This window comes from Pseudocnuella soli, from assembly GCF_004347775.1.
GTDB lineage: Bacteria > Bacteroidota > Bacteroidia > Chitinophagales > Chitinophagaceae > Flavisolibacter > Flavisolibacter aquaticus.
This window is the reverse complement of sequence record NZ_CP037755.1, coordinates 3294673-3314470: the sequence shown is the minus strand read 5'-3', so window position 1 is coordinate 3314470 and position 19798 is coordinate 3294673. Positions and strand designations below refer to the sequence as shown.

General features: G+C 50.1%; 20 protein-coding genes and 1 other RNA gene. 19 read left to right on the top strand and 2 right to left on the bottom strand.

Annotation, left to right across the window (positions count from 1 at the left end):
• The first annotated feature begins 68 nt into the window (after window positions 1–68).
• From trxB to EPD17_RS13595, 3 genes are all read left to right on the top strand, one after another.
• A complete protein-coding gene (gene trxB / locus EPD17_RS13605; protein WP_132055030.1) occupies window positions 69–1016 on the top strand; it encodes a thioredoxin-disulfide reductase in 948 nt (315 codons plus the stop codon).
• Between the two features lie 145 nt (window positions 1017–1161).
• Window positions 1162–1512 carry a dihydroneopterin aldolase gene (gene folB / locus EPD17_RS13600; RefSeq protein WP_165929615.1) on the top strand — a complete coding sequence of 117 codons (351 nt, stop codon included), beginning with the start codon at window positions 1162–1164 and terminating at the stop codon, window positions 1510–1512.
• Between the two features lie 9 nt (window positions 1513–1521).
• Window positions 1522–2268, top strand: coding sequence for a tetratricopeptide repeat protein (locus EPD17_RS13595; RefSeq protein WP_132055026.1), 747 nt, complete (start codon window positions 1522–1524; stop codon window positions 2266–2268).
• Window positions 2269–2353: 85 nt separating this feature from the next.
• On the opposite strand, the gene EPD17_RS13590 is transcribed toward EPD17_RS13595, so the two are convergent.
• Window positions 2354–3697 (bottom strand): MATE family efflux transporter, encoded by a 1344-nt coding sequence (locus EPD17_RS13590; RefSeq protein ID WP_165929614.1) that lies wholly within the window; start codon window positions 3695–3697, stop codon window positions 2354–2356.
• Between the two features lie 87 nt (window positions 3698–3784).
• Here EPD17_RS13590 and EPD17_RS13585 point away from each other — a divergent pair, with 87 nt between their 5' ends.
• From EPD17_RS13585 to rnpB, 10 genes are all read left to right on the top strand, one after another.
• Complete coding sequence (locus EPD17_RS13585) at window positions 3785–4573, top strand: DUF3822 family protein (RefSeq protein ID WP_132055022.1); 789 nt, start codon at window positions 3785–3787, stop codon at window positions 4571–4573.
• The gene (locus EPD17_RS13580) at window positions 4561–5124 is read left to right on the top strand and encodes an RsmD family RNA methyltransferase (protein WP_132055020.1); all 564 of its coding nucleotides are present in this window, start codon (window positions 4561–4563) and stop codon (window positions 5122–5124) included. The genes EPD17_RS13585 and EPD17_RS13580 overlap by 13 nt, the downstream gene beginning before the upstream one ends.
• The gene (locus EPD17_RS13575; protein ID WP_165929613.1) at window positions 5105–5683 is read left to right on the top strand and encodes a 5-formyltetrahydrofolate cyclo-ligase; all 579 of its coding nucleotides are present in this window, start codon (window positions 5105–5107) and stop codon (window positions 5681–5683) included. The genes EPD17_RS13580 and EPD17_RS13575 overlap by 20 nt, the downstream gene beginning before the upstream one ends.
• Window positions 5673–6749, top strand: a complete 1077-nt coding sequence (gene lpxK / locus EPD17_RS13570; RefSeq protein WP_132055016.1) for a tetraacyldisaccharide 4'-kinase — start codon at window positions 5673–5675, stop codon at window positions 6747–6749. The genes EPD17_RS13575 and lpxK overlap by 11 nt, the downstream gene beginning before the upstream one ends.
• Window positions 6750–6752: 3 nt before the next feature.
• A complete protein-coding gene (rnr, locus tag EPD17_RS13565; protein WP_132055014.1) occupies window positions 6753–8837 on the top strand; it encodes a ribonuclease R in 2085 nt (694 codons plus the stop codon).
• A 101-nt stretch (window positions 8838–8938) separates the two neighbouring features.
• Entirely contained in the window at window positions 8939–9904 is a 966-nt protein-coding gene (locus EPD17_RS13560) for a polyprenyl synthetase family protein (RefSeq protein ID WP_132055012.1), read from the top strand.
• Between the two features lie 205 nt (window positions 9905–10109).
• Window positions 10110–11858 carry an APC family permease gene (locus EPD17_RS13555; RefSeq protein WP_132055010.1) on the top strand — a complete coding sequence of 583 codons (1749 nt, stop codon included), beginning with the start codon at window positions 10110–10112 and terminating at the stop codon, window positions 11856–11858.
• 147 nt (window positions 11859–12005) lie between these two features.
• Entirely contained in the window at window positions 12006–12503 is a 498-nt protein-coding gene (locus tag EPD17_RS13550) for a hypothetical protein (RefSeq protein WP_132055008.1), read from the top strand.
• A gap of 137 nt (window positions 12504–12640) precedes the next feature.
• Window positions 12641–13657: a Smr/MutS family protein gene (locus tag EPD17_RS13545; protein ID WP_132055006.1), complete on the top strand. Its 1017-nt coding sequence runs from the start codon at window positions 12641–12643 to the stop codon at window positions 13655–13657.
• A 57-nt stretch (window positions 13658–13714) separates the two neighbouring features.
• Window positions 13715–14102: RNase P RNA component class A (rnpB, locus tag EPD17_RS13540), an RNA gene on the top strand.
• Between the two features lie 456 nt (window positions 14103–14558).
• Here the strand turns inward: rnpB and EPD17_RS13535 are convergent.
• Entirely contained in the window at window positions 14559–15464 is a 906-nt protein-coding gene (locus EPD17_RS13535; RefSeq protein ID WP_132055004.1) for a CPBP family intramembrane glutamic endopeptidase, read from the bottom strand.
• Between the two features lie 81 nt (window positions 15465–15545).
• Here EPD17_RS13535 and EPD17_RS13530 point away from each other — a divergent pair, with 81 nt between their 5' ends.
• From EPD17_RS13530 to EPD17_RS13505, 6 genes are all read left to right on the top strand, one after another.
• Complete coding sequence (locus EPD17_RS13530) at window positions 15546–16004, top strand: VOC family protein (RefSeq protein ID WP_132055002.1); 459 nt, start codon at window positions 15546–15548, stop codon at window positions 16002–16004.
• Window positions 16005–16233: 229 nt separating this feature from the next.
• The gene (locus tag EPD17_RS13525) at window positions 16234–16719 is read left to right on the top strand and encodes a GAF domain-containing protein (RefSeq protein WP_132055000.1); all 486 of its coding nucleotides are present in this window, start codon (window positions 16234–16236) and stop codon (window positions 16717–16719) included.
• A 132-nt stretch (window positions 16720–16851) separates the two neighbouring features.
• A complete protein-coding gene (gene fbp, locus EPD17_RS13520; RefSeq protein WP_132054998.1) occupies window positions 16852–17886 on the top strand; it encodes a class 1 fructose-bisphosphatase in 1035 nt (344 codons plus the stop codon).
• Window positions 17879–18658, top strand: a complete 780-nt coding sequence (locus EPD17_RS13515) for an ABC transporter ATP-binding protein (protein ID WP_132054996.1) — start codon at window positions 17879–17881, stop codon at window positions 18656–18658. The genes fbp and EPD17_RS13515 overlap by 8 nt, the downstream gene beginning before the upstream one ends.
• Window positions 18655–19089 (top strand): FKBP-type peptidyl-prolyl cis-trans isomerase, encoded by a 435-nt coding sequence (locus EPD17_RS13510; RefSeq protein ID WP_132054994.1) that lies wholly within the window; start codon window positions 18655–18657, stop codon window positions 19087–19089. Before EPD17_RS13515 ends, EPD17_RS13510 begins: the two co-directional genes overlap by 4 nt.
• A 162-nt stretch (window positions 19090–19251) precedes the next feature.
• Entirely contained in the window at window positions 19252–19776 is a 525-nt protein-coding gene (locus EPD17_RS13505; protein ID WP_132054992.1) for a YfiT family bacillithiol transferase, read from the top strand.
• The last annotated feature ends 22 nt before the right edge of the window (window positions 19777–19798 follow it).

The following is a 19798-nucleotide window of genomic DNA, read 5'->3' as shown; positions in this document are numbered from 1 at the left end:
GACTTCCGACCACGGACTTCCGACTTTTCCCCACTTCCACCTAACTTTGCACCGCATAAGAAAACAGCATGGATCAAAATATATCAGAAAGGGTTAATTGCCTCATCATAGGATCGGGACCGGCCGGTTACACCGCTGCCGTATATGCAGCACGGGCCAATATGAAACCGGTGTTGTACCAGGGCATTCAGCCGGGTGGCCAGCTCACCATCACCACCGAAGTGGAAAACTATCCGGGCTTTCCGGAAGGCGTGCAGGGACCGGAGCTGATGGTGCATTTTGAAAAGCAGGCCCAGCGCATGGGTGCCGATATCCGGTATGGTTTGGCCACCAAGGTCGACCTGTCGCAGCAACCGTACAAAGTGTGGATCGACGAAGAAAAGATTATTGAGGCATACGCCATCATTATTGCCACCGGTGCATCGGCCAAATGGCTGGGCATTGAAAGCGAACAGCGGCTGAACGGTCACGGAGTGAGCGCCTGCGCCGTTTGCGACGGATTTTTCTTCCGCGGTAAAGAAGTGGCTATTGTAGGCGCCGGCGATACCGCAGCAGAAGAAGCCTTGTACCTTTCCAAATTGTGCAGCACCGTACACATGATTGTCCGCCGCGATGAGATGCGGGCTTCCAAAGTAATGCAGGACCGCGTGAAAAATACTGCAAACATCAAGATCTACTGGAACAGCGAAACCGACGAAGTGCTGGGCGATAAACTGGTGGAAGGCGTACGCATCCGCAACAACCAAACCGGTGAAAAAGTAGAAGTGCCGGTGCGTGGCTTTTTCGTGGCGATTGGGCACAAGCCCAACTCGGACATTTTCCAGGGCATGCTTGATATGGACGAATCGGGTTACATCCTCACGGTGCCGGGTTCTGCCAAAACCAATGTGGAAGGCGTGTTTGCCTGCGGCGATGTGCAGGATAAAATTTACCGCCAGGCCATTACGGCTGCGGGCAGCGGTTGCATGGCTGCACTGGATGCTGAACGCTACCTTTCGGAAAAAGGTTTTCATTAAGTTTTAGAAAAACGGATCGTTTACCAAACGATTGGCTTTATATAAAATAAGCGGATGCCAATGCTCCGCTTATTTTTTTTAAAGAAAACAAAACGCTTTTTTTACCCGGCACAAAAATTTTGACACCAACACGATGGGTGCATCCATGACAATAGAATTAAGGTCGCTGCGTTTTTTTTCGGGCCACGGTTTGTACGAAGAAGAAGAGAAAGCAGGCAATGAATTTGAAGTAGACGTGACCGTTTCGTTTTTGCCGCAGGAGCACCCGGTAACCAAACTGGCGCACACCGTGAATTACGTGGCCGTGTACCAGATTGTAAAAGCGGTGATGGAACAACGGCAGCAATTACTGGAAACCTGTGCCATGATCATTTGCACCCAGCTGAAGGACGCGTTTCCGCAAATTCTGGATGCCACCATCAGCATTAAAAAAATGACGCCGCCCATCACCGGGTTTACCGGTTCGGTAGGGGTGCGGTATTCACAAACATTTTAATCCTATTGCATGAAAGCAAAATTGTTGGTACTGTTACTGGTTTGTTTTTTTACGGCAAAAAGCCAGCAACAGCAGTTAATTGCCGAAGCGGTAAAACTCGAAGCAGCGTTCCAGGAGGCAGCGGCTTTGGACAAACTGGCGCAGGTGTTGAAGGCGGAGCCAACCAACTATTTTGCTCTTTGGAAAAGCAGCGAATTGCACAGCCGGCTCGGCATTGCGCAGCCCACAAAAGCGAAACAGATGGCTTATTATACCCGGGCCCAACACCTGGCGCAACAGGCCATTAAAGTGTTGCCGAAAGGCGCGGAAGGATATTATGCGCTATCGGTGGCTATGGGCCGCCTGGCGCTGGCAGGACCCACCAAAGAAAAAATTGCCGCGGTAAAAGCCATCAAGGAAAACGCCGAGAAAGCTTTACAGCTCAACCCCGGTCATGGCCGTGCCTGGCATGTATTGGGCAAATGGCATTTTGAAGTAAGCGGCCTCAATATGGTGGAGCGCACCGCAGTTAAAGTTTTTTATGGCGGTTTTCCACCCGCATCAACGCAGCAAAGCATCCGTGCATATGAAAAGGCCCAGAGCCTGGAGCCTGCATTTGCCCTCAACCACCTGGAGCTGGCTAAAGCCTACATTCGCAACAACGAGGAAGCAAAAGCAAAAGCCCTGTTGCAACAACTGGCTTCGCTACCCACCCGCACCGGCGATGATAACCGCGTAAAAGCGGAAGGCAAACAACTCTTACGCAGCATCAACTAATCTGCGGCCGCGGTATTAGTCTCACATTGTTTTAATCCTTTGTGCTTCTTCCTGTCTTTCTGCCTTCGTGGCTCAATGGCAAATCTTAGATCTTTTTCTGCTGCCACTTACCCTTTTTCAAATAAGTGTAAGAAAGGCCAAACATCAGCGACCAATACAAAATTTCTGAAGCCCAACCCCAAATAATGGGCAGTTGATATACTTCAAGGGTTAGGTACACATAGCTGCAATAAACGATGATGGCGCCCAGTTCAATCAAAAACGTCATGCGGCTGTTGCCGGTACCGGTTACCGCTTGCAGCCACACGGTTCCAAATGCCATCAGCACCAGCGCCGATGACACCAGGCGCAACACCGGTATCGCCATTTCCATAAATGCCGGTCCCTGGCCGTAAATGCTTAAAAACAACTGCGGAAAAAGGTTAAGTAACAGGCAAATGGACAGCGCCGTACCTGCGCTCAGCTTAGTAATCTTCCCAATCAGCGGCAGCACTTCATCATGTTTTTGCTGGCCAATCACATTGCTCACCATTGCGTTGGACGTGGCGGCAAAAGCCCAGACCGCTACGCCAAAAAAGCCAAACACATTGCGCATGGTATTGGAAACGGCAAGGCTGGTTTGCCCATGGTGCTCCACTAGGATGTAAAAAAACACCCAGCTGATGATGGAAATAGCGTGCTGAAAAACCAGCGGCCCTGACATGCCCGCAATCAGCCTAGCCTGTCCCGCATCCCAGCGAAAGCTTTGAAACAACTGGAATCGTTGCCCGATGCCCTTGGCCTGGATCACCAGATAAATAACAAACATGCCCGTGAACTCTGCAATCACCGAAGCATAGGCGGCACCATTGAAACCGAGGTTGGGAAAACCCAGCTTGCCAAAAATGAGTGTGTAATCGAAAAATATATTGGCGGCGGCTTCCGCGAGGGTGCCGGCAATCAGGAACCGGCTTTGGTTGGTACCCACCAGCAGGGCATTGCGCATTTGGTAAATAAATAAAAACGGCAAACCCCAGATGCGGATGCGCAAAAAATCAACCGACATCCGGTAGGTTTCTTCCGAATGCAGCGATGCCCGCAAAATAAGCGGCGCCACAAAATAGGTTACAAGGATGCCGAATAAGGCAATGAGCAAGGAAATGAGCACGCCTTGACTAAACAGCCGGCCAATTTCTTCCGGTTTGTTTTCGCCGGCACGGCGGGCAATAAGTGCCTGCAGGCCGTTGTTCAATCCATAGCCAACCGATCCGAAAATCAGGTAATACACACCGGTGATGGAAGCTGTGGCCAGCGATTGCTCGTTGAGGTGACCGAGGAAAATGTTGTTGATGATAAAATTGGCCTGGGGCACCATCATCGCCAAACTGATGGGCACCGCAATTTTCAGTATCTGCCGGTTGGAAGTATTTACCTGTAAAGCCGTTTCCATAAAAAAGTGTTGCAAGCTACAACAACCATTTTTGTGTGCACCACATTTAGGCGGAATCGTTATTTTGCACAGCATAAAACCCGCGTATTGAAGACCCTTTTTGAATCAGGCAGGCTTTCAGTTGCACCTTCAGAAACACTGCTGATGGAGCTGGGCACCGAGTATTGTTTGCTGTCAAAAATGGATGCCGAAACCGGGGCACCCGCATTTGCGCGGCTCTATGCTTTTCCCGAAAAAAACCTGCAAGCGGCGTTGGAGTCAATTGTAGGTTTGGTACAAGAAGGCGCAACCGACGAAGTTCAACTGGTGACTTCACTTGCATTTCCGCAAGCTTCTATTTTGCCCGATGCTAACGGGGTTGGCTACCCGCAAATGTTGCAGGCACTGTTTCCGGGCAGTATTGGCAGGCCGGCAACTTATGTAAATGGAAAAACCTATGCCTTCCAGGTGCCGCCCGCAGTGCACCAGGTATTGGGCAAACATTTCCGCTCCGTGGAATACCGGCCGGCGATTGCCTGTGTGCCCGACGGCGGCGGCGAAGCCAACAGCATTCATGTATTTTTTGTCGATCACCAGATCAGGGCGGCTGTTTACAAACAACACCAATTGCAGCTGGTGCAGCAATACAGCTTCCAGGTGCCGTTGGACGTGGTATATTATTTATTAAAAATATGCACCGAATTTGGCCTGTCGCAGCAGGAAACGTTGGTTTCTGTTTCCGGTTTTATCGAAGCTGTTTCGCCCTTGTATAAAGAGCTGCACCAATATTTCCTTAATATCCGGTTCAGCCCGCTCAAATCATTGGACATTGACGGGCAGCCCGTGCCGCAATATTATTTTTCTTCACTCTACAACCTGGCTCAATGCGCATTATAAGTGGCACACTGGGCGGCCGCCGCATTCACCCGCCGGCAAATATGCCCCACACCCGTCCAACAACTGACATTGCCAAAGAAGGATTGTTCAATATTTTACAAAACACGATCAACTTCGAATCGCTTAAATCGCTGGACCTGTTTGGTGGCACCGGCGCCATTACTTACGAGCTGGCCAGCCGTGGCGTACCGGATTTAACTATTGTAGAAAAAGACAATGCAATGGCTGCCTTTATCCAAAAGAATTTGCAGCAATTGGGGCTGGATGGCGTAAAACTGGTAAAGTCAGAGGTGTTCCGTTTTATTGAAACCTGCAAACAAAGCTTCAGTTTTATTTTTGCAGGCCCACCTTATGCGCTGACCACCATCGACGACCTGCCACTGAAAATATTTCAACATGGATTGTTACTGCCCGGAGGTGTGTTTGTGCTGGAACATACACCACGCAACAACTACGAGTCGAACCCGCATTTTGTAAAAGCCCGCAATTACGGCACCACCGTATTTTCTTTTTTTGAAAACAATGCAGCCGATGGCGGTAACGATGCGTAAAAAGGAAGCCCGTGCCCATTTCCGGGCACAACGTGCAGCTGTTAACGACGTGCAAAAAACAAAATGGGACGACTTGTTGCTGATTCAATTGCAGCAACTGCATTTGCCTTTTCTTAATCATGTTCTGAGTTATTACCCCGCCGATGAAAAAGGCGAAGCGGAGACTTTCCTGATCACCGATTTTTTGCGGTTTCAAAACCCCGGTGTGGAAATAGCTTATCCCCGCATTGAAGGCGATGGATTGATGCATGCCGTTGTGCCGCAAACCGACGATGATTTTGTGCCCAACGCATATCAAATTTTGGAGCCGGTTGGCGATCACCTCATTCATCCGGAGCAAATTGAATTGGTGCTGGTGCCCTTGTTATGCTTTGATGAACAGGGCAACCGCGTCGGTTATGGCAAAGGATATTACGACCGCTTTTTGCAGCAATGCAATCCCGATTGTTTGAAGGTGGGACTGAGCTATTTTGAGCCCATTGCGCAAATAGAAGACGCCAGTGAATATGACGTACCTTTAAACCTTTGTATCACTCCGCAAAAGGTTTATGTTTTCTAACTGGTTTCTGAAATCATTCCGCATTCTTTTACTGCCGTTTGCCTTGCTTTATGGCGCCATTGTGGTGCTGCGCAACCGGATGTATGATAAAAAAATTTTGCGCTCCACATCGTTTGGGTTGCCGCTCATTTGCGTAGGCAACCTGTCAACTGGCGGCACCGGCAAATCGCCGATGGTGGAACTGCTGGTAAAAAACCTGAAGGGGGAATTTAAAGTGGCTACGCTGAGCCGCGGGTACAAAAGAAAAACAACGGGCTATGCGTTGGCCTCCGAAAAAACTACGGCTATTGATATCGGTGATGAACCGATGCAGTTTTACCGCAAGTTTCCCGACGTGCCGGTGGCGGTAGGCGAGGAGCGCATTGTGGCCATCCCGCAATTGCTGCACGACCGCCCCGATACGGAAGCCGTTATTTTGGACGATGCGTTCCAGCACCGCTCCATTCAACCGGGTTTTAATATCCTGCTCACCGATTGCAACAACCTGTTTACCCGCGACTTTTTTTTACCCACCGGCGATCTGCGCGACGAACGGGGCTCGTACCGGCGGGCACAAACAATTGTGGTAACCAAATGCCCGGCAGATATGAGCGAAGAAATGCGGCAGGGCATTGTTGCTGAAATTGAACCAATGCCAACGCAAAAGGTTTATTTTACCACCATTGCCTATGGCACGCCGTATCATTTGGTGAATGGAGAAGAGATGGTATTGCAAAGCGCTACAGAGGTGTTGCTGGTTACCGGCATTGCCAACCCCAACCCGCTGAAAAAACACCTGGAGCACCAAACCAACCAGTACCACCTGATGTCGTATGGTGACCACCATATTTTTACCATCGACGATTTTAAGGAAATAAAAAAGCGGTTCGATGGGCTGCAGGCAAGCAATAAAGTGATACTCACCACCGAAAAGGACGCCATGCGGCTGCTGAAGTTTGCGGCCGAGATGGATGGCATACCTTTTTATGTTTTACCGATTGAACACCGCTTTCTGTTTGGCGGTCAGGAGGCCTTTTTACAAACTGTAGCTAACTTCATAAGGCACTTTAAAAAAACGGAATCATAACACATGGGTAGGAAAAACGGAAAAGATAAAAAAAAGCACCGGCAGCATGGTTCGGCTGACGAACATCGTGGCCGGTTGGAAGTTACCCGATCGGGGATGGGTTTTGTAGTAGTGGAAGGACTGGAAACCGACATTTTGGTAAAACCCAACGATTTTAATACGGCGCTCAATGGCGATACCGTGGTGGTGCAGGTGCTGCCGCAACGCGACAGCCGCCGCATGCAGGGAACGGTAACGAAAGTGCTGGAGAGAAAACAAAGCGAGTTTATTGGCGCCCTGCAAATGAACAAAGGCTTTGCTTTTTTTGTGGCCGACAGCGACCGCAAGATGCCGGATATTTTTGTGCCGCAAAATGCGTTCAACGAGGCAAAGGACGGCGACCGCGTGGTGGTGCGCATTACCAAGTGGGAAGAAGGCAGCAACAAGCGGCCCGAAGGCGAAGTGGTGACGGTGCTCAACGAGAACGAGGGCCAGGTGGCAATGAAGGAAATACTGTTGGAAAATGGCTTCCCGCTGGAGTTTCCCGACGAAGCACTGGAAGAAGCAGCCCGCATTCCCGATACGATCCCGCACAGCGAAATTGACCGCCGCCGCGATTTCCGGAACATACTGACGTTTACCATCGACCCGGTGGATGCAAAGGATTTTGACGATGCCCTGTCCATTAGGGTGCTGAAAAACGGCAACTACGAAATAGGCGTGCACATTGCCGATGTAAGTCATTATGTGCAACCCGATACAGCATTGGATGATTTTGCGTACCGCAAAGCTACATCGGTGTACCTGCCCGACCGGGTAAACCCAATGCTGCCCGAACATATCTCAAACGTGTTGTGTTCGCTGCGACCGCATGAGGATAAATTGACTTTTTCGGCCGTTTTTGAAATGACGCCCAAAGGCGCTGTAAAAAGCCATTGGGTGGGCCGCACGGTCATTCATTCCGACCACCGGTTTACATACGAAGACGTGCAGGACATCATCGAAAAACAGGAAGGGCTGTACCTCGATGAAATAATGCTGTTGCATAACATAGCACAGCGGCTGCGCAAGAAGCGCTTCGATAACGGCGCCATTTCCTTCTCTTCGCAGGAAGTTCGGTTCAAGCTTGACGAAGAAGGCAAGCCGATCGGCATCGTGGTAAAAGAAAGCAAAGAGTCGCACCAACTCATCGAAGAGTTTATGTTGCTGGCCAACCGCATTGTGGCCACCGTGGTGTCGAAAGTAAAAGTGGACAAAAAAGAATTACCGTTTCCGTATCGGGTGCACGACCTGCCGTCGGAAGAAAAGCTGACGCCATTCATTGCATTTGCCCGCAAGTTTGGCCACAAGTTTGACCTGTCTACGCCTGATAAAATAGCCGAGTCGTTCAACACCATGTTGGAGGACGTAAAAGGCAAACCCGAGCAGCATGTGCTGGAGCAACTGGGCATCCGCACCATGGCTAAAGCGGCGTACACCATCGAAAACATTGGTCACTATGGGTTGGGTTTTGAGAACTATTGTCATTTCACCTCACCCATCCGCCGCTACCCCGATATTTTGGCGCACCGTATTTTGCACGAAGTGCTGACCCAAAACATACGGGTGGATAAAAAGCTGGAGCAAAAATGCAAACACTGCAGCGAAAGGGAACGGGCCGCAATGGAAGCTGAGCGGGCCGCCAATAAATACAAGCAGGTTGAATTTATGCGCCAGTTTCTGGGCGAAGAATTCGACGGTGTTATTTCAGGTGTTTCCTCGTTTGGCTTTTGGGTGGAAACCGTAGAACACAAATGCGAAGGCTTGGTGAGCATTGCATCACTCGCGGAGTACGACGAGTTTCGCCATGTGGATACTGATTATATGTTGGTGGGTGCCCGCAGCGGCCGCAAGTTCCGCATGGGCGATAAGGTGCGCATCCGGGTAATTGCTGCCAACCTCACCAAGCGCCAGCTTGATTATGAATGGGTGCTGACACCGATGGAAGTAACTGACGATGCTGCACAACCCACACCGAAAAAAGCATCGCGGCCCAAAGCCACCAAAGCAAAAGGCGGCAAGGAATTGCCCGAAAAACAAAAACGCAGGCGTAAAAAAGAAGGAGAGTAATTGAAGTTAAAGGCCGCCGCAACAAAAGCCGGAGTGCTTTGTTGTGTTGCTTCGTTAACCAAACCACTTGCCTTTTTATATTTGCGCCCCACCATTATCACATGCAAACATTTGAACAGCTTTCTTCGCAGTTTACCGAATACTTTCAGCAGGACCATTTTCCGCAGGAGCCGGCCACCTTATACCAGCCCAACCGCTACTTTTTGCAACTGGGCGGAAAAAGGGTGCGGCCCGTTGGCTGCCTGATGGGCAACGAGCTGTTCGACAATATTGTGCCCGATGCCTGGAAAGTGGCAACGGCCATTGAGTTGTTCCACAATTTTACGCTGATTCACGACGACATTATGGACCGGGCGCCGCTGCGCCGCGGCATGCCCACCGTGCACCATAAATATGGCGAAAGCACGGCGCTGCTTGCCGGCGATGTAATGCTGGTGGCGGCTTACGAAAACCTCCGTAAAATTTCGCCAAACTTTTTGGTGCCCGTGTTGGGGTTGTTTAATAAAACAGCCCGCGAGGTGTGCGAAGGACAGCAACTGGATATGGATTTTGAGCAGCGCGACGATGTGACGCTTGAGGAATATGAACACATGATCAGCCTCAAAACTTCGGTGCTGATGGCTGGATCGCTGAAGTTAGGTGCCATACTGGGTGGCGCATCTAAACGCAACCAGGACCTGATTTACGAATTTGGCCGCAAAGTAGGCTTGGCCTTCCAAGTGCAGGACGATTACCTGGATGCTTTTGGCGACCCGGAAAAGTTTGGCAAACAGGTAGGCGGCGATATCAAGGCCAATAAAAAAACATTTTTGCTGATTCATGCGCTTCAAACAGCGGACAAGGGCCAGCGAGAATCGCTGCAGCACCTGATGCTGACCAACTCCGACAATAAAGTGGATGATGTGTTGCAACTGTTCCGGCAAACCGGTGTGGACCAATGGGCCCGCGAACTGCAGGACAATTATTTGCATCAGGCATTACAGCACCTCGAAGATATTGCCGTAACCTCGTCGCGTAAAGAGCCACTGCGCCAACTGGCGTTGTACTTAGTGCAGCGGGAGCATTAGTGATTTGGGTTGGAGATTATTTATTATTCATTACTGATTATTAGGTTCATCGCCGTATGCCTTTCGTAAAGGCAATAACAATAGTGAATAATTCAATAATCCAATAATTCTTTTAATCTCCCAACTGTCAACGATCAACTCCCAACTACTTCTCCCGCAGTTTTCAATCCATTGCATTATTTTGCCGCACTAAATTCTGCACTTAATGTCCTATTCCCTGTTCAGACGTAAGTCCATCGACAACCTCATGCACGAAAAAAAAGATGCGGAAACGCATTCGCATGAATCCCTGCGGCGGGTACTTACGGTAAGGGATCTTACATTTTTCGGCATTGCGGCAATCATCGGTGCCGGGTCGTTCAGCAGCCTGGGTGCAGCAGTATTCACCGGCGGACCCGGTGTTATTTTGCTGTTCATTATTTGCGGCATTGCCTGTGGTTTTACCGCCATGTGCTACGCCGAGTTTGCCAGCCGCATTCCTATTTCAGGCAGTGCTTACACGTATGCCTATGCATCGTTTGGCGAACTGTTTGCCTGGGTCATTGGCTGGGCGCTGATCATGGAATATTCCATCGGCAACATTTATGTGGCCTTTTCGTGGAGCGACTATTTTACCTCGCTGCTCGACCGCATTGGCTGGCATATTCCCGAATATTTTTCTACGTCTTATAAAGAAGCGCAACACGCAGTGGAAGCAGGTTCCGACCATCAGGAATCAATTTTAGCCTGGCAGAATGCACCACGCATCGGCGGCCTCCGCATGATCGTTGACCTGCCGGCCATTGCCATTGTTATGTTCATTACGTTCCTGGTTTATCGCGGTGTAAAAGAGTCGCGCAACTTTAGCAACGTGATGGTGATCCTGAAGCTTGCCGTCATTTTCCTGGTGATTGTTGTGGGTGCTTTTTACATTGATACGGCAAACTGGACGCCGGTAAACAACACCGGGGTTAAATCGTTCCTACCCAACGGCTTTGGCGGCATGATGCTGGCAGTGTCTGGTGTATTTTACGCTTATATTGGTTTTGATGCCGTGAGTGTGCTGGCAGAGGAAAGCAAAAACCCGCAACGCGACTTGCCACGCGGGATGATTTTTTCGCTGGTACTATGTACCATCATTTACATACTGCTTTCGCTGGTGCTGACCGGCGTGCTTGATTACCGCCGCTTTGAAGGTGTTGGCGATCCGCTGGCTTTTATTTTTGAAGCGAAAGGCGTTGCATGGATGCAGTTCCTGGTTTCGCTGGTGGCGGTCGTTGCCATGACCTCGGTACTGCTGGTTTTTCAAATGGGCCAGCCCCGCATCTGGATGAGCATCAGCCGCGATGGCCTGCTGCCGCCACGTTTTCAGCAGATCCACCACAAGTTTAAAACCCCTTCGTTTTCTACAATACTCACCGGCTTGTTGGTGGGCATACCGCTCCTGTTTACCGACAAAACATTTGTACTCGATTTTACTTCTATCGGAACCCTGTTTGCCTTTGTGCTGGTGTGCGGTGGTGTGTTGCTTATTCCGCGCAAGGAAAAAATACCCGGCCGGTTCAACATGCCTTTTGTCAATGCCAAATATGTTTTTCCGCCGGTGATCATTGGTGTGCTGATTTTGCTTGCACTGCTGACGCCGCAATATTTCACAGAAATGTTCAACGGTGATTTCAGCGACTACTCCGCTGCCACTGATGGCAAAACGCATATTTTCCCGACCGCAGCCACCAAGATCGCCACCATTATTTTTTGGGCGGTCAACATTATGCTCGCCATCATGTGCTTTTTCCGCGAACTGTCGTTGATCCCGGTTTTAGGATTGGTTACCTGTTTGTACCTGTTAACCGGCATGTCTGCTTCCAACTGGATGTGGTTTTTCATTTGGTTTGCCATTGGCCTGGTGGTGTATTTTATTTATGGTTACCGAAATAGCCATCTGCAACCAAAAGCCGTTGCCACACCGGATTAAACCTTTCCACATTTTTGCAATCCGACAAAGGAAGAGTTGAGCGTAGTTTTGACCCAACATGCCGCATTTTCTACAAAAAGGGGGCGGCATGAAAATGGAAAGTGTTGACGTGTGCCCGTCGCTCTATTTACCCTAAAGCATTCCCCAATGAAAAAATTGTTACTCGGCCTGATGGCAGTAGTGCTGGTGGCCACCAGTTGCTCTAAAGAAAACTCATTTGAACAGGAAACCGAAACAGCTTATTTCGTTCGTTTTAAAGTGGGCGGTACCGTTCGGGAATATACCGATGTAGTGCTGGCCACAACATCCACCGCAGGCGGCGTGTTTACCGTAACCATCCAAGGCCAGGCCGACCTTGCAGGAAACAACCCCGAAGGCATTGTGGTAACGGTGGCCGATGACGAGCCAGTGGTTGCCCAAACTTATAGCGAAGTGCCCGATAGCGATACGCCGGCCATGATGTTTCGCGATGATACCGGCAAAGAATTTTCCACGCTGTTTGCCACTACACAAACGGGACTGACCGTAAACCTTTCCCGCATCAACAGCGAATCGGTTCGGGGCAGTTTTTCCGGCAAAGCTTATAGCCTCGATGGCAACGAACTGGAAGTGACGGAAGGAACGTTTTTTGCAAAATTCCAGTAAGCGCTACCGACATAACTCAGCAAAGCAAGGCCTTCATTGATACATGGCCGACACATATAGGAACGCTTTAAGAAAATGCCCCGCTCCGGGGCATTTTTACGTATTATTTTTGCAGATTAAAGTAGAAGGCAAAACACATGAAGTTTCAGATCGGCGATAAGGTATTGGTGCTGCATTCCAACGAAGAAGGAGAGGTGATCGACATCATCAACAAGCAAATGGTGATGGTGGAAGTGCGGGGGGTAAAATTCCCGGCGTACATCGACCAGCTTGATTTTCCTTATTTCAAGCGGTTTTCCGAAAAGAAGATGTTTCCGCCCAAAAAGGAAAAAACCTACGTGGAAAACCTGCGCAAGGACAAAACGCCGCAACCCAAAGTTGTGGACGGCGTCTGGCTATCGTTTTTACCCGTAATGGACTCCGACGAATTTGGCGATGACGTAGTGGAGTTGCTCAAGTTGCACCTCATTAACCGCACCGAGCGGAGTTTCAATTTTGTATATAAGCTCCAATTTTTTGGCGATACCGAGTTTGAGCTGAAAGGCGACATTGCGCCACAGCAGGATTTTTACCTGCACGATATTCCGTTTGGCGACATGAGCGACAACCCAAATTTTGCCTTCGAGTTTTCATTGCCACAAGCCGAAAAAGGCCTGGCGCCTTTTTACGAAGCCAACTTGAAACTCAAAGGCAAACAGATATTCCAGCAGATTGCACAGATGCAGCAAAAAGGCGAGGCCAGTTTTAAATACCGCCTGTTTGAGCACTACCCGCAGGCCACGGCCGAAGAACCCGCCATGCTCGACCTGAGCTCGCTGGTGGCCAAAGGCGTAAAAGTGTACAACGCCAAGGAAGCCCGAAAACACCTGCCACCGGCCCGCTCCGTGGTGGACCTGCACATCGAAAAGCTGGAAGACAATTGGGAGCGCCTTTCCAACCCGGAGATCCTCGAGATCCAGCTCCGCGAGTTTGAAAAATGGTACGAACTGGCCGTGGCGCACCACCTGCCGCACCTCATCATGATCCATGGCGTAGGCACCGGCAAGCTGCGTGATGAGATCCACGACATGCTGCGCCTGAAACGCGAAGTGAAATCGTTTGTCAATCGCTACCACCCGGCGTATGGCTACGGCGCCACGGAAATCTATTTTTAAAAACGGAACGCCGAATTTTAAGCCTTTGGCTACGCAGGCCCGGGTTATCTTTGCGGCACTGCAAGCCGAGCTATCGAGTAACCTGTTGGTTATTAGGAAAGTCCGGACAGCGTAGGGCAGCGCATCCTGCTAACGGCAGGACCTTTGCCGCAGGGCAAAGCGAGCCAGTGCCACAGAAAATAACCGCCGGCCTAACCGCCGGTAAGGGTGAAAATGTGGGGTAAGAGCCCACGGCCTCATTTGGAGACAAATGGGGTGGGTAAACCTTGCGTGCTGAAATGCCATGTATAGGACCGGTTGGAAGCGGCCCGTTTCTGCAGCAGCTTTGGCTGTTCACGGTCCAGGGTAGGCAGATACAGGTGGCTGGCAACAGCCATCGCAGATAAATGATAGCATTCCGCCGCAACGCGGAACACAGAATCCGGCTTACTGGCTTGCAGTTTTTTCTTTGCCGTGAATTTGTTGGAAAAATATTCTTTCGTTGATCAAACAGCCATTCCCGTTGGAGTGGCTGTTTTTTTATGTAGCCAGCTCCAGTATTGCTGTTCAACTTTCGTTGCGTCGCACACTTCGGCGTTCGGTTTCGCTATCCGGCTTTTTTACGACTCTACTCGCTTCACCCTTTGCCCACCACCCACGCTTTTTGCCCCTGTCATCCTGAGCGCAGCGAAGGATCTGAGCCTGTACCAGCACAAGTTTCAAAGAAAAAGTAAGCCTGCTTTTTGCACAACAGATTTTGTCACTACAATACTCAGATGCTTCGCTGCGCTCAGCATGACAAAGGCAAGTGGCCGCTTTTTTAAAAAGAGTATTGATACGAAAGAAAAAAAGATCAAGCTATTTGCTCCGACTAGCGGATTAAGCATTTACCAACACCACAATCCAAACATCAACTTCCAGCTCACGGCAACACCGGGTATTTCGCCACCCAGCCCGCCAACTCCATCAGCCAGGCAATGCCCAGGTGCACCGCCAGCCCGCCCCAAATCGACCGGGTATGATACGATACAATGCCCAGCAACATGCCCCCAAAAAATGAAGACACACATTCACCCAGCGGCTTGCCAAAATGAATAACGCAGTAAATAACCGCCATCGGCAAAATGGCCTGCGCTTTGGCCCAGCGGGAAAAATAGATCACCAGGAAACCCCGAAAAAAAAGCTCGATGGTAAAAAAGTCGATGCCATATGCAGCTTCAAAAAGAAGAAGCTTCCAACCTTGCTGCACATCGCCCGGCGCCAGCATGTGTAATGCTTTTGGGTACACCCGCAAAAAATCGGGCTGCGTGGCTGCGGCTGCAATCAGCGGCACCATCAGTAGCAGCATAATAAAATAAGGCATCATACCCCGCGCCGGCGATTTTAAACCCATCACTGCGCCATCTTCACCAGCCCATCGTCTAATGAGCAGCAACATGCCCGTAACAATCGCAGCTTTTGCTGTGAAATAAAAAACCGCATTCCAGAATAGTTGTTGGGGTACCCGCTGGTACAGGTGAACCGGGGCGGTCATTTTCCATGCAAAAACCAGTGGCGCCAATAGCAGCACCGCCCAAAAGGAACGGCTCCATTGAATAACACCCGGCCGAAAGGCCCGGTACAAACCATAGGGCACTATAAGCACAACTAACAGCAATGCATACCAGCCAACAATAGGCAGCGGCTGCGGAAGGCGGTACAGTGCGCCATTAATACCCAGCGCATAGTTGCAATAGACCAGCACCGACAGCAACGCCATCGTAATAAGATGCACCGGCCAACAAACATCTTTTAAGTAACTGCTGATATATTTAAGGATCGCTTTCATTGCCGGTGGCGAATTTCGGCAAAAGCAACATCCGGCAATCGGCCGCAACAGCCGAATGACTATTTTTATTCAAACGTTTGTATGTCCTTAAAAAATTGGTGGATCGCTTCTTCGTTGCTGGTAGCATTTGCTGCCTGCACCGTTTCCAAACCCGGCGCAACCAGCCTCGATCATATTGCGCTGTATACACAAAACTTAAAAACGAGCACCCATTTTTACCAACATGTGCTGGGCCTCGACACCATACCCGAACCTTTTCATGATGGCAAGCATACCTGGTTTACGGTTGGCGGCGGTGCGGCACTGCACCTGATTGTAGGCCTGGGTGCGCCGGTAGCGCAGAATAAAAACACGCACCTCTGTTTTAGGAAAGCATCTTTGCAACCGCTCATTGAACGGCTGGTGGCAGCCGGCGTGCCTTACGAAGATTGGGCGGGCACACCATCCAGCATCACTACCCGCGTGGATGGTGTGCACCAGATTTATTTTAAAGACCCGGATGGGCATTGGATTGAGGTGAATGACGCCAGGAACCGGTGAACCGGTGATTTGTATGATTTGGAAGTATTAAAGGATTTGAGTTCTGTTTGTCGATGTCAATCTAATAACAGCAGTTGGGTTGAGATGTTGTCCATTTGCGACGATCTTGAATAAGATTGTTGTGATAAAAACATTTTAATAAAATTTACCAGCCCGCCAATTTGATAAAGCTGGAACTTGCATCCGCTAATCATGCGATCATTTCAAATCATACAAATCACCGGTTCCCATGGCTGAAGATCTATCAATAATTACCGGAAGCAAAGAAGAACAGTACGAAGGCCTGATGCCGCAAATAAAAGGTTTGCTGCAAGGCGAAGCGGATTTGGTGGCCAATATGGCCAACGTGGCAGCGGCTTTGAAAGAACAGTTCGGCTGGCTTTGGGTGGGCTTTTACCTCGTTAAAAACGGCGAGCTGGTATTGGGGCCGTTCCAGGGCCCGGTTGCCTGCACCCGTATTCGGAAAGGCCGCGGTGTTTGTGGCACGTCCTGGGCCGAAGCCCGCACCCTGATTGTACCCGATGTAGAACAGTTTCCCGGGCATATTGCGTGCAGCAGCTTGTCGCGTTCCGAAATAGTAGTGCCGCTGATGCGCAATAGCGAAGTGATCGGCGTGCTAGATGCCGATAGTGCCGACCTCGATACATTTAATGCAGCCGACCAGGCATACCTCGAGCAGATCGTTGCATTGGTGGTGGAAGGCAGTGCTATATGATCGGCGCTCGGTTTTCAAAAGCGTATTTGCCATTCATGCGCAACCGGGTTAACCCGGACCACGTGAAAGCATGGAACCTCAACCGGCGGCTGCAATGGGTTCGTTACATTTGTTTTCAAATTAACGATTGCAATGAACCCTATTAACAGACAGGTGCTTACCCTGGATGAATTCACCATCCAGCAGGTAAGACAAATTCCCAATGCCACCGGCGAGCTGAGTACACTGCTCCGCGATATTGGCCTTGCCGCAAAACGCATTAATGTTGAGGTAAACAAAGCCGGGCTGGTGGACATTTTAGGCGATGCCAATGCCACCAACGTGCAGGGCGAAGCCCAAAAAAAGCTCGACGTGTATGCCAATAACCAACTGATGGGTGTGCTGCGGCACGGCATCAGTTGTGCGGGCATAGCCTCCGAAGAACTCGACGACTTTGTGCCCTTCGAGGACGACATCAGCCGCAACTCCAAATACGTGGTGCTGTTCGATCCGCTGGACGGCAGTTCCAATATTGATGTAAACATTTCCATCGGTACCATTTTCGGCGTGTACCGCCGCGTTACAGAACAAGGCAGCCCCGTGTCCGAAGCCGATTTTTTACAACCCGGCTTGCGGCAGGTAGCGGCGGGCTACGTTATTTACGGCAGCAGCACCATGCTGGTGTATGCCACCCGCAGGGGTGTCAATGGTTTTACACTGGATCCGTCCATTGGTGAATTTTGCCTCAGCCATCCCAACATAACCTGCCCCCCAAAAGGAAAAATTTACTCGGTCAACCATGGCAATTTTTTCCAATACAGCGCTGGCGTGCAGCGCTACATCAACCGCCTGCAAAAAAAAGGAGAGCTGCCCACGCAGGAACCGTACACGCAACGCTACACCGGCAGCATGGTGGCCGACCTGCACCGCAACCTGGTTAAAGGCGGCATTTTTATGTACCCTGCCACTTTTCAAAACAGGGATGGTAAATTGCGCCTGATGTACGAATGCAACCCGTTTGCGTTTATTGTGGAAGTGGCCGGTGGCAAAGCAACCGACGGCCTGAACCGCATTTTAAATATTCAACCCACCAGCCTGCATCAGCGGTGCCCGCTGTTTATTGGCTCCGCCCAAATGATGGAGGAACTGGAAAATTGCCTGATGCCGGCAACCGCTACGCATGGATAAAAAAAAGATCATTTCAGTTGAACACCTGGTAAAGCACTACGGCGATTTTGTTGCTGTAAAAGACCTATCCTTCGATGTATATGAAGGAGAAATTTTTGGCCTGCTCGGTCCGAACGGTGCGGGTAAAAGCACAACGCTGGAAATCATTGAAACGCTGCGCGAAAAAACTTCAGGTATAGTAACAGTGGCGGGTTATGATTTGGATGCGCAACCGAATGAAATCAAAAAAATCATCGGCGTGCAGTTGCAAAGCAGTGGCTTTTACCCCGGGCTAAACCTGCTCGAGTTAATCGATCTTTTCTCGGGCTTGTATAACCGAAAAGTAGATCCCTGGCAATTGCTTGATACCGTTAACCTGCGCGATAAAGCAAAAGCCAAAGTAAAAGAGTTGAGCGGCGGGCAAAAGCAGCGGTTTTCCATTGCCACCACGCTGATCAACCAGCCGCGTATCGTTTTTTTAGATGAACCGACTACGGGCCTCGATCCGCAGGCACGCCGCAACCTGTGGGATCTTGTAAAAGGCATCCGGGCACAGGGCACCACGGTGATCATTACCACGCATTACATGGACGAAGCCGAATACCTTTGCGACCGGGTGGCTATTGTGGATTCGGGCACCATCATTGCCCTGGCCACACCCGACCAGTTGATCGACGAGTTGGTGGCCACTGGTTTTGAACGGCCCAAGGAAATGAAAACGGCCAATCTCGAAGACGTATTTATTCACTTAACCGGGCATTCGTTGCGCGAAGCCGAAATAAAAAAATCATGAGTTTATTTGATCGTTTACAAGGAGAACGCAGCAAAAAGCTGAACGAAGAAAAACAAAAAGGCGCCGATTTTCTGGCGCAAAACAAGGATAAAGAAGGTGTGGTAACGTTGCCCGAAGGCGTGCAATACAAAATGACCGTTGAAGGCACCGGCAATCAACCACAGGTAACCACGCAAATTGAAGCACACTACGCCGGTCGCCTGCTCGATGGTAAAGAGTTTGATTCGTCGTTCCGCCGCAACAAGCCGTTCCAGGCACGCATCAACCAGTTGATCAAAGGCTGGCAGTTGGTGTTGCCGCTGATGAAAGAAGGCGGCCGCGCCACCATTTGGGTGCCTTCTGATCTTGGTTATGGCGACAATGGCGTACCGGGCATTCCGGGCGGTGCCGTGCTGGAGTTTGAGATTGAATTGCTCCGAATTTTAAGCTAGTTGGTCCCTTTTAGTTTGTGGTTTGTAGTTGGTTGTTGATAATGGACGGTTGTTTGTTGTTAGCTTGCTGACGATAAATAAATCGAATTTTTTCCAACGTAAAAATGAACATTTACAAACCACAAACTTCCCACTTCAAACCACAGACTCCAAACTTGACGCATGACCGATCCTCGCTATCCCATCGGGTTGTTTCAGCCCAAGCCGTTTAGTGCTGCGCAAAAAGAAGAATGGGTTGCCGATATCCGTTTTTTGCCGAACGCCGTTGAGCATGCGCTCCACAATTTGGATGAGGCGCAGCTGCAAACTCCTTACCGCGATGGCGGCTGGACGGTACATCAACTGGTGCACCATGTTGCGGACAGCCACATGAATGCGTACATCCGCTTTAAGCTAGGTTATACCGAGCAGGCGCCAACCATCAAACCGTACGAAGAGCAGCTTTGGGCCGAAACCTCCGATGTAGCGCAGCTCCCGGTAAATATTTCCATCACCCTTTTGTTTGCGCTGCACCAGCGCTGGCATACGTTCCTGCTTTCCCTAACCGACGAGGACTGGCAAAAAACAGTATACCATCCGGGGCAACAAAAAGAGCTGACCCTTTGGGATTTACTGGGCAGCTACAGCTGGCATGGCCGCCACCATACGGCGCATATAACGGCCTTGCGTGAACGAAAAGGTTGGTGATGTTTTTCAGCAATTAATTAAG

Bases quoted from the DNA above. Each gene is read 5' to 3' on its own strand.
- trxB (WP_132055030.1), top strand. From the start codon at position 69: ATGGATCAAAATATATCAGAAAGGGTTAATTGCCTCATCATAGGATCG.
- folB (WP_165929615.1), top strand. From the start codon at position 1,162: ATGACAATAGAATTAAGGTCGCTGCGTTTTTTTTCGGGCCACGGTTTG.
- EPD17_RS13595 (WP_132055026.1), top strand. From the start codon at position 1,522: ATGAAAGCAAAATTGTTGGTACTGTTACTGGTTTGTTTTTTTACGGCA.
- EPD17_RS13590 (WP_165929614.1), bottom strand. From the start codon at position 3,697: ATGGAAACGGCTTTACAGGTAAATACTTCCAACCGGCAGATACTGAAA.
- EPD17_RS13580 (WP_132055020.1), top strand. From the start codon at position 4,561: ATGCGCATTATAAGTGGCACACTGGGCGGCCGCCGCATTCACCCGCCG.
- EPD17_RS13575 (WP_165929613.1), top strand. From the start codon at position 5,105: ATGGCGGTAACGATGCGTAAAAAGGAAGCCCGTGCCCATTTCCGGGCA.
- lpxK (WP_132055016.1), top strand. From the start codon at position 5,673: ATGTTTTCTAACTGGTTTCTGAAATCATTCCGCATTCTTTTACTGCCG.
- rnr (WP_132055014.1), top strand. From the start codon at position 6,753: ATGGGTAGGAAAAACGGAAAAGATAAAAAAAAGCACCGGCAGCATGGT.
- EPD17_RS13560 (WP_132055012.1), top strand. From the start codon at position 8,939: ATGCAAACATTTGAACAGCTTTCTTCGCAGTTTACCGAATACTTTCAG.
- EPD17_RS13555 (WP_132055010.1), top strand. From the start codon at position 10,110: ATGTCCTATTCCCTGTTCAGACGTAAGTCCATCGACAACCTCATGCAC.
- EPD17_RS13550 (WP_132055008.1), top strand. From the start codon at position 12,006: ATGAAAAAATTGTTACTCGGCCTGATGGCAGTAGTGCTGGTGGCCACC.
- EPD17_RS13545 (WP_132055006.1), top strand. From the start codon at position 12,641: ATGAAGTTTCAGATCGGCGATAAGGTATTGGTGCTGCATTCCAACGAA.
- EPD17_RS13535 (WP_132055004.1), bottom strand. From the start codon at position 15,464: ATGAAAGCGATCCTTAAATATATCAGCAGTTACTTAAAAGATGTTTGT.
- EPD17_RS13530 (WP_132055002.1), top strand. From the start codon at position 15,546: ATGTCCTTAAAAAATTGGTGGATCGCTTCTTCGTTGCTGGTAGCATTT.
- EPD17_RS13525 (WP_132055000.1), top strand. From the start codon at position 16,234: ATGGCTGAAGATCTATCAATAATTACCGGAAGCAAAGAAGAACAGTAC.
- fbp (WP_132054998.1), top strand. From the start codon at position 16,852: ATGAACCCTATTAACAGACAGGTGCTTACCCTGGATGAATTCACCATC.
- EPD17_RS13515 (WP_132054996.1), top strand. From the start codon at position 17,879: ATGGATAAAAAAAAGATCATTTCAGTTGAACACCTGGTAAAGCACTAC.
- EPD17_RS13510 (WP_132054994.1), top strand. From the start codon at position 18,655: ATGAGTTTATTTGATCGTTTACAAGGAGAACGCAGCAAAAAGCTGAAC.
- EPD17_RS13505 (WP_132054992.1), top strand. From the start codon at position 19,252: ATGACCGATCCTCGCTATCCCATCGGGTTGTTTCAGCCCAAGCCGTTT.